The 9,195-nt window shown below is 70.4% G+C and carries 7 protein-coding genes and 1 pseudogene; all 8 read left to right on the top strand.

The window, feature by feature from the left end; genetic code table 11:
- The first annotated feature begins 198 nt into the window (after positions 1–198).
- Complete coding sequence (locus ACFVYK_RS37360) at positions 199–3,153, top strand: M14 family zinc carboxypeptidase (protein WP_389781191.1); 2,955 nt, start codon at positions 199–201, stop codon at positions 3,151–3,153.
- A gap of 250 nt (positions 3,154–3,403) precedes the next feature.
- A complete protein-coding gene (gene gap, locus ACFVYK_RS37355; protein ID WP_389781190.1) occupies positions 3,404–4,414 on the top strand; it encodes a type I glyceraldehyde-3-phosphate dehydrogenase in 1,011 nt (336 codons plus the stop codon).
- A 153-nt stretch (positions 4,415–4,567) separates the two neighbouring features.
- Complete coding sequence (locus ACFVYK_RS37350; RefSeq protein WP_389781189.1) at positions 4,568–5,779, top strand: phosphoglycerate kinase; 1,212 nt, start codon at positions 4,568–4,570, stop codon at positions 5,777–5,779.
- Positions 5,780–5,785: 6 nt separating this feature from the next.
- A complete protein-coding gene (tpiA, locus tag ACFVYK_RS37345) occupies positions 5,786–6,562 on the top strand; it encodes a triose-phosphate isomerase (RefSeq protein ID WP_389781188.1) in 777 nt (258 codons plus the stop codon).
- A 143-nt stretch (positions 6,563–6,705) separates the two neighbouring features.
- Positions 6,706–6,942, top strand: coding sequence for a preprotein translocase subunit SecG (secG, locus tag ACFVYK_RS37340; protein ID WP_256915905.1), 237 nt, complete (start codon positions 6,706–6,708; stop codon positions 6,940–6,942).
- A 211-nt stretch (positions 6,943–7,153) separates the two neighbouring features.
- Complete coding sequence (locus ACFVYK_RS37335) at positions 7,154–7,489, top strand: RNA polymerase-binding protein RbpA (RefSeq protein ID WP_082412914.1); 336 nt, start codon at positions 7,154–7,156, stop codon at positions 7,487–7,489.
- A 154-nt stretch (positions 7,490–7,643) separates the two neighbouring features.
- Positions 7,644–8,912, top strand: coding sequence for an MFS transporter (locus tag ACFVYK_RS37330; RefSeq protein WP_389781187.1), 1,269 nt, complete (start codon positions 7,644–7,646; stop codon positions 8,910–8,912).
- Between the two features lie 73 nt (positions 8,913–8,985).
- Positions 8,986–9,195 (top strand): annotated as a pseudogene (locus tag ACFVYK_RS37325) (glucose-6-phosphate isomerase); the annotation flags it as partial.

Below are 9,195 nucleotides of genomic sequence, written 5' to 3'. Positions count from 1 at the left end.
GGGCCCCCCCCCAAACCCCCCCCCACAAACCCCCCCACACCGTGGGGGGCGCCCCCCCCCACCCCCGGGGGGGGGGGCCCCCCCCCGGCCCCCCACCACCGGCGTTTTCCGGGCCCGCGAGGCGCTCTTGACTCGATCATGAACTGTCATGAGCCTGGCAGGGTTCGCTGCTGTGGCGAACGCAGGCAAGGGGGGTTCATGAGACGAAGAGCGAGATCGATCCTCGCTGTCGGCGCGCTGCTGCTCGGTGGAGCGGCGCTCGCACCCGTCGCCCAGGCACAGCCCGGCGCCACACCGAAGCCCGACACCGACGAGGTCAAGGTCTTCCGCGCCGACGTCACCCAGCAGCAGGTACCCCTGCTGCTGGCGGCCGGCCAGGACGGTCAGGAACTCAGCGAGCAGGTGCCCCGCAAGGGCACCGCGACGGTCGAGGTCTACCTCACCGACGAGCAGGCGGAGAAGCTCGGGAAGCAGGGCGTCGAGCTCACCGAGCACACCCTTTCGGCCACCGCGGAGAACCGCCTCGACGCGGCCGCCGACGGGGTGTTCCGCCCCTACAGCGGCGGCGGCGGCCTCAAGGAGGAGATCCTGCGCACCGGCCGGGAGAACCCGGGCCTCACCAAGGTCGTCTCCATCGGCAAAACCATCGGCGGCCAGGACATCCTCGCGCTCAAACTGACCGGGAACGCGAAGAAGTCGAAGGACGGCTCCAAGCCCGCGGTGCTGTACATGTCCAACCAGCACGCGCGGGAGTGGATCACCCCGGAGATGACCCGCCGGCTGATGCACTACTACCTGGACCACTACAGGACCGACCGGCGCGTCAGGAAGATCGTCGACTCCAGCGAGCTGTGGTTCGTCCTGTCGGCCAACCCCGACGGCTACGACTACACCTTCCAGGACCCCGCCGACCGGCTCTGGCGCAAGAACCTGCGGGACGTCAACGGCGACGGCGTGATCGCCACCGGCGACGGCGTCGACCTCAACCGCAACTTCGCCTACAAGTGGGGCTACGACAACGAGGGTTCGTCGCCCAACCCGACCAGCGAGACCTACCGCGGCGCGAGTCCCGCATCCGAGCCCGAGACCAAGGCGCTCGACGCCTTCGAGAAGCGGATCGGCTTCACGTACGGCATCAACTACCACTCCGCCGCCGAGCTGCTGCTCTACGGCGTCGGCTGGCAGGTCGCCACCGACACGCCCGACGACGTCGCCTACAAGGCGCTCGCCGGCACGCCCGACAACTCCGCGGTCCCGGGCTACCACCCGCAGGTCTCCTCGGAGCTGTACACCACCAACGGCGAGGCGGACGGCCACGCCGCGAACGTCAACGGCATGGGGATGTTCACTCCCGAGATGTCGACCTGCCAGACCGCGTCGAACCTCGACCCGGGCGACCGGTGGAACGCGGCCGACTGCCAGTCGGTGTTCAACTTCCCCGACGACGAGAAGCTGATCCAGAGCGAGTTCGCCAAGAACGTCCCGTTCGCGCTCTCCGTCGCCGAGTCCGTCGCCCACCCCGACCAGCCGACGTCCTCGGTCGGACTGTCCGCCGCCGACTTCACCCCGGCGCCGTTCACCACCTCGTACGCGACCGGCTCCGGCCAGGAGGTCTCCGTCGTCGTACGGAAGGCGATCCGCCACAAGGAGCTCAAGTACCGCGTCGACGGCGGCCGCACGCGGGAGCGGGCGCTCAAGCCCTGGAAGGGCGGCGAGACCTACGGCGGGGACGACAACCTTCTCTACGACGAGTACCGGGCCACGGTGCGCGACGGCAAGCCGGGCGACAAGGTCGAGGTGTGGTTCACCGGCGAGACCAGGGCCGGCAAGAAGGTCTCCAGCTCCCATTTCACCTACTCGATCGTCCGGCGGCCCCGGGCCGACACGCTCGTCGTGGCCGAGGAGGGCGCGGCGGCGACCCAGGCGCAGACCTACGTCGACGCGCTGAAGGCCAACGGCCGCAAGGCGGTCGTCTGGGACGTCGCCGCCCAGGGCGCGCCCGACGCGCTCGGCGTGCTGAGCCACTTCGGCACGGTCGTCCACTACACGGGAGCGAGCGCCCCGGGCAACCCGACCCAGCTGCGACTGCGCGCCTTCCTCAACGAGGGCGGCAAGCTGATCGAGGCGGGGGAGCTGGCCGGCGGCAGCGTCGCCCTCGCCGACGGGACCCCGTCGAACGACTTCAGCCAGTACTACCTGGGCGCCTACTCCCGGACGTCCACCCCCGGCGCCACCGGCTTCACCGGTTCGGGTGAGCTGGGCGGCTTCGGCGGGGCGCTGGCGGCCGCGCCCGGCAACCCGCTGGACAAGGCCGGCACCTACGGCGTCACCTCGGACGAGCTGCCGGCCGCCGCGTACCCGCAGTTCGCCAGTGCCGGCGCCGGACAGTTCGCCGGGACGGTCAACCCCTACGGGCCGTACGCCGGCTCGTACATGGCCGCGGCCGTGCACACCGACGACGCCTACAAGCGCCTCACCCGCACCATCGACCTCAGCGGTGTGGGCACGGCGAGCAAGCCGGCCCTGCGCACCCGGCTGCTGTGGGACACCGAGCCCGGCTACGACAACGCGATCGTAGAGATCCACACGGTCGGGGGCGACGACTGGACCACGCTCCCCGAGGCGGGCGGAGCCACCGGCACCGCCGTGCCCGCGGAGTGCGGGGGCGGCTTCTACCTCGGCGAGCACCCGTGGCTGCGGCACTACCTCACCCTCGCCTCCGGCGACTGCGCCGCGACCGGCTCCACCGGCTCGTGGAACGCGCTGACCGGCGCGTCCAGCGGCTGGCAGCAGGTGAACTTCGACCTGAGCGCGTACGCGGGCAAGAAGGTCGAGGTGTCGATCGCCTATGTCACCGACCCCGGCAGCGGCGGCCACGGCGTCCTCGCGGACGACGCCTCGCTGGTCGTCGGCGGCAGCGCCACCGAGACCGAGGGCTTCGAGACGTCGCTGGGCGCCTGGAGGGCCAGCGGTCCGCCCGCGGGCAGCCCGGCCGTGCTGAAGGACTGGACGCGCACGGGCGTGCTCTTCCGGACCTACGGCGCGGTCACCACCGACGACACGGTGCTGCTGGGCTTCGGCCTGGAGCACCTCACCTCGGCGGCCGACCGCAAGGCGCTCATCGGCAGGGCGCTCGACTCACTTGACGGCTGACACGTCACTTGACGGCTGACACGCCGAAGTCAACTCGGTGTGAAGGTTCATGACCGAATCGAGTGACCGGGCCCGTCCGGCCCGGGCGGTCCGTACCCCTACTGGCGGGTACGGACCGCCGTGCCGTGTATGGGCCGACTCGATGTCACTCCGGCGGCCTCGGAGAGGTAGGGTCGGTGGTGGTCGGGGACATCCCAAATACAGCTCGCCGGCACTGCATGGGCCGGCGTACCAACGAGGAGATCGGTTCGTGACGATCCGCGTAGGCATCAACGGCTTTGGCCGCATCGGTCGTAACTACTTCCGCGCGCTGCTGGAGCAGGGTGCTGACATCGAGATCGTGGCTGTCAACGACCTGGGTGACACCGCGACCACCGCCCACCTGCTGAAGTACGACACCATCCTGGGCCGCCTCAAGGCCGAGGTGTCGCACACGGCAGACACGATCACCGTGGACGGCCACACCATCAAGGTGCTGTCCGAGCGCAACCCCGCCGACATCCCCTGGGGCGACCTCGGCGTCGACATCGTCATCGAGTCGACCGGCATCTTCACCAAGAAGGCCGACGCCGAGAAGCACATCGCGGGCGGCGCCAAGAAGGTCCTGATCTCGGCTCCGGCCAAGGACGAGGACATCACCATCGTGATGGGCGTCAACCAGGACAAGTACGACCCGGCGAACCACCACGTCATCTCCAACGCCTCCTGCACCACCAACTGTGTGGCGCCGATGGCCAAGGTCCTCGACGAGAACTTCGGCATCGTCAAGGGTCTGATGACGACGGTCCACGCGTACACCAACGACCAGCGCATCCTGGACTTCCCGCACTCGGACCTGCGCCGTGCCCGCGCCGCCGCCGAGAACATCATCCCGACCACGACGGGCGCCGCGAAGGCCACCGCCCTGGTCCTGCCGCAGCTCAAGGGCAAGCTCGACGGCATCGCGATGCGCGTCCCGGTCCCGACCGGCTCCGCCACCGACCTGGTCGTGACCCTCCAGCGCGAGGTCACCAAGGACGAGGTCAACGCCGCGTTCAAGAAGGCCTCCGAGGACGGCGACCTCAAGGGCTTCCTGACCTACACCGAGGACCCGATCGTCTCCTCGGACATCGTCGGCGACCCGTCGTCCTGCACCTTCGACTCCTCCCTGACCATGGTCCAGGAGGGCAACTCGGTGAAGATCCTCGGCTGGTACGACAACGAGTGGGGCTACTCCAACCGCCTCGTGGACCTGACGGTCTTCGTCGGCGGCCGGCTCTGATCCCCGGATCAGGCACCTCGACGTGAGCGCAGGGCTCGGGCGGCGCAGGGACGCGCCGCCCGAGCCCTGCGGCACGTACCGATCAGCCCCCTCGCGACGCGAGCGATCGCGAGCGATCACGAGCACCACGAGCCCTCCTCAGGAGTCCCCGTAATGAAGACGATCGACGAACTTCTCGCCGAAGGCGTCGCAGGCAAGCGGGTCTTCGTCCGCGCCGATCTGAACGTGCCGCTCGACGGCGGCGCCATCTCCGACGACGGCCGCATCCGCGCCGTCCTGCCCACCGTCAAGGCCCTCGCGGACGCGGGCGCCAAGGTGGTCGTCGCCTCGCACCTGGGCCGCCCCAAGGGCGCCCCGGACCCGGCGTTCTCCCTCGCCCCCGCCGCCACCCGGCTGGGCGAGCTGCTCGGCGCCCCCGTGGCCTTCGCGACCGACACGGTCGGCGAGTCCGCGCGCTCGACGGTCGGGGGCCTGGCCGACGGCCAGGTCGCCGTCATCGAGAACCTGCGCTTCAACGCGGGCGAGACCAGCAAGGACGACGCCGAGCGCGGCGCGTTCGCCGACCGGCTCGCCGAACTCGCCGACCTCTACGTGGGCGACGGCTTCGGCGCGGTGCACCGCAAGCACGCCTCCGTCTACGACCTCCCGGCCCGGCTGCCGCACGCGGCCGGCTTCCTGATCGCCACCGAGGTCGGCGTCCTGAAGAAGCTCACCGAGGACGTGCAGCGGCCGTACGTCGTCGCGCTCGGCGGCGCCAAGGTCTCCGACAAGCTCGCCGTCATCGACGAGCTGCTCGGCAAGGCCGACCGCATCCTCATCGGCGGCGGCATGGCCTACACCTTCCTCAAGGCCCAGGGCCACGAGGTCGGCATCTCCCTCCTGCAGGAGGACCAGGTCCCGGTCGTGCAGGAGTACATCGAGCGCGCGGAGAAGACCGGCGTCGAGCTGGTCCTGCCCGTCGACGTCCTGGTCTCCACGGAGTTCCCGGACCTGAAGGCGAAGGCCCCGACGAACCCCGCCACCGTCGCCGGGGACGCGATCCCGGCCGACCAGGAGGGTCTGGACATCGGTCCCGAGACCCGCAAGCTCTACGCCTCGAAGCTCGCCGACGCCGCCACCGTCTTCTGGAACGGCCCCATGGGCGTCTTCGAGCACCCCGACTACGCCGAGGGCACCAAGGCGGTCGCCCAGGCCCTCGTGGACTCCCCGGCCTTCACGGTCGTCGGCGGCGGCGACTCCGCCGCGGCCGTCCGCATCCTGGGCTTCGACGAGAACGCATTCGGCCACATCTCGACCGGCGGCGGCGCCTCCCTCGAATACCTCGAGGGCAAGACGCTCCCCGGCCTCGCCGCACTGGAGGACTGACCCCGCATGACCACTCGCACGCCGCTGATGGCGGGCAACTGGAAGATGAACCTCAACCACCTCGAGGCCATCGCCCATGTCCAGAAACTCGCCTTCGCCCTGGCCGACAAGGACTACGAGGCCGTCGAGGTCGCCGTCCTGCCGCCGTTCACCGACCTGCGCTCCGTGCAGACCCTGGTCGACGGCGACAAACTCAAGATCAAGTACGGCGCCCAGGACATCTCGGCGCAGGACTCCGGCGCCTACACCGGCGAGATCTCCGGCCCGATGCTCGCCAAGCTGAAGTGCACGTTCGTGGCGATCGGCCACTCCGAGCGCCGTCAGTACCACAACGAGACCGACGAGCTGGTGAACGCCAAGGTCAAGGCCGCCTACAAGCACGGTCTGACCCCGATCCTGTGCGTGGGCGAGGAGCTGGACGTCCGCGAGGCGGGCAACCACGTCTCCCACACCCTCGCTCAGGTCGAGGGCGGTCTGAAGGACCTGCCGGCCGAGCAGGCCGAGTCCGTCGTGATCGCCTACGAGCCCGTGTGGGCCATCGGCACCGGCAAGGTCTGCGGTGCCGAGGACGCGCAGGAGGTCTGCGCCGCCATCCGCGGCAAGATCGCCGAGCTGTACACCCAGGAGCTGGCCGACAAGGTCCGCATCCAGTACGGCGGCTCCGTGAAGTCGGGCAACGTCGCCGAGATCATGGCGCAGGCCGACATCGACGGCGCGCTGGTCGGAGGCGCCTCGCTGGACGCCGACGAGTTCGTCAAGATCGTGCGCTTCCGCGACCAGTGATCCCAGCGGTGAGTATGCGGTAGCGGCGATCCGTCGTACCCTTGCGGGGGCATAGCGCCATGCGGCGGAGCCGCAGAGGAACAACGCTATGCCCCCGTCGTCCGTCCGAGTCGTCATCCGAATCCGAGGAAGTTGGTCCAGCCGTGGTTTTGGGGTTCTCGATCGCCCTGATCGTCTTCAGCCTGCTGCTGATGCTGCTGGTGCTGATGCACAAGGGAAAGGGCGGCGGCCTCTCCGACATGTTCGGTGGCGGTATGCAGTCCTCCGTCGGCGGCTCCTCGGTGGCCGAGCGCAACCTCGACCGCATCACCGTGGTCGTCGGTCTGCTGTGGTTCACCTGCATCATCGTCCTGTGCATCGTGATGAAGACGAACAACTGATCAGCTTCTCACAGGCACGCACATTCCGGTACGTAAGGCCCCATGTTCGGTACGCGCAGCTGAGCGCGGCCTATCATGGGGCTTGCGTCTAGGTGGGGAAGCTGTAACTCCAATCACTGGACGCGCGTTGGGCCTTACGTAGACTGAGGCGCTCGCAGCGAAGCGAAACGCCGACTCGCTTCGCGGCACCATCACGCAGGGAGTTACGACCGTGGCAAGTGGCAACGCGATCCGAGGAAGCCGGGTCGGGGCGGGGCCGATGGGCGAGGCCGAGCGGGGCGAGTCCGCGCCCCGTCTGCGCATCTCCTTCTGGTGCTCCAACGGACACGAGACGGTGCCCAGCTTCGCCAGCGACGCGCAGGTTCCCGAGACCTGGGACTGCCCGCGCTGCGGCTTTCCCGCCGGACAGGACCGGGACAACCCCCCGGCCCCACCGCGCACCGAGCCCTACAAGACGCACCTCGCGTACGTGCGGGAGCGGCGCAGCGACGCGGACGGCGAGGCGATCCTCGCCGAGGCGCTCGCCAAACTGCGGGGCGAGATCTAGAAGTCGGGACCGGCCGGGAGCCTCAGGGCGCCCGGCCGCACTCGTTCACGGCCCGGACGGCCGTTCGTCCGCGGACCGGTTGTCAGTGGCGCCCTCTACGGTTTGCGCGGCGGTTCCCGTGTCTGCGGTGACCGGTCAGCCGTAAGGGGGAGTCGTGGCGAAGGTCGGTACGGCGGGAGTGCGCGCGCCCGCGTGGCGCGGGGGGTTCGGGCGGCTGTGGAGCGCCGCGGTGATCTCGCGCTTCGGGGACGCGCTGCGCGCTACCGCGTTGCCCCTGCTCGCCGTCCGTCTCACGGACGACCCGCTGGTCATCGCCTCCGTCACCGCCTGCGCCCACCTTCCCTGGCTGCTGTTCGGGCTGCTCGGCGGAGCCGTCGCCGACCGGGTCGACCAACGGCGCGCCATGTGGGCCGTGGACACCGCGCGCGGGTTCCTCGTCGCCGCCTTCGCGCTGGCCGTGGGCCTGGGCCAGGCCTCCGTCCCCCTGCTGCTGGCCCTGGCCTTCCTGCTGACCGCGCTTCAGACGCTCTTCGACAACGCCTCCACGGCACTGCTGCCCTCCCTGGTGGACGCGGAGGCCCTCGGCGGGGCCAACGCCCGTCTGATGACCGGCCAGCAGCTCGCGGGCGGACTGCTGGCCGGCCCGTTCGTGCCGCTGCTGCTCGGTCTCGGCGCGGCCGTGCCGTTCGCGGCCGACGCGGGCACGTATCTGCTGGCCGCGGCACTGGTGGCGTCCCTGCGGGTGCGGCCGCCCGAGCGGGAGCCGCGCCCGGCCGGCAGCACCCTGCGCGCCGAGATCGGCGAAGGCCTGCGCCATCTGTGGCGCGACCGGGTCCTGCGGCCGATCTGTCTGGCCACCCTGCTGTGCAACATCGGCATGGGCGCCCTGATCGCCACCCTGGTGCTGCATGTGACGCGCTGGCTGCACGCGGGCGACACGGAGTTCGCCGCCGCGATGACCGTGTACGCCGTCGGCAGCATCGGCGGCGGCTTCCTCGCCCAGCGGATCGCGCGCCGCGTCGGCCGGGCCCGCGCCCTGCTGCTCGGCGGGACGGTGCAGTCGGCGTCGCTGCTGCTCATGGGCGTCGTCCAGCACCTGGCCGCGCTGTTCGTGGGGATGCTGTTGCTCGGCTCCATGAACATGGTGTGGAACGTCAACCAGATCACGCTGATGCAGGAGCGCAGCCCGGCGCCCCTGGTGGGCCGCATCGCCTCCGCCTTCCGCACGGCCTCCGTCTCCGGCGCGCCTGCGGGCGCCCTGCTCGGCGGGGCGGCGGCCCGGGCCGCCGGCCTGAACGCGCCCGCGCTGCTCGCGGCCCTGCTCTTCGCGTTCGCCGTCGCCGCGTTGATACCCGCGGGCCGGGCGGACGTACCTGTCGGTGTGCCGCAAGGCGGCGCCGCGACAGCTCGCGCCGCCTCCTGATCAACTAGGTTGGGACCGGCGGGAGAATCCGTGCAAGGCAGCACGGACAGGTGAGGAAGGGCTGAAGTCCGACATGAACGCAGACGGCCGTACGAGGCTCGACCGGGCGCCCGAGTGGACCGCGCTGGCCGAACACCGCGCCCAACTCGGAAAGGTGCGGCTGCGCGAGCTGTTCGACGCCGACCCCGGGCGCGGCGCCGGATACACGCTGCAGGTCGGGGACCTGCACATCGACTACTCCAAGCACCTCGTCACCGATGAGACGCTCCGGCTCCTGCGGGAG

It is taken from the genome of Streptomyces sp. NPDC058291 (assembly GCF_042880855.1).
Classification (GTDB): domain Bacteria; phylum Actinomycetota; class Actinomycetes; order Streptomycetales; family Streptomycetaceae; genus Streptomyces.
The sequence above is the reverse complement of the archived record's forward strand: the minus strand, read 5'-3'. Positions and strand labels throughout refer to the sequence as shown.